1 pseudogene is annotated in these 269 nt (G+C 49.4%); it reads left to right on the forward strand.

From position 1 onward, the window contains the following. A pseudogene (locus ACYP03_RS26350) lies at positions 1-269 on the forward strand (inosine/guanosine kinase); the annotation flags it as partial.

Genomic DNA, 269 nt, shown 5'->3' on the forward strand with positions numbered 1-269 from the left:
GGTATCTGGTAAATACCTCCAGCAGTATGGATTTGAACCATGTTCAGCCTGTGGATGGCCCGATCGGACGTTGTTTTGCGTTGATCACTCCCGATGGAGAGCGCACATTTGCCATTAACGAAGGACGAATGAACCAGCTGGAGCCAGACAACATTTCTGAATCCATTTTTGAGCTTGCTTCAGCGCTGGTTCTGACGGCGTATCTGGTTCGCTGTAAAGAAGGAGATCCGATGCCGGAAGCGACAATGCGTGCTATCGAATATGCGAAA

This window comes from Photobacterium sp. R1 (genome assembly GCF_054600795.1).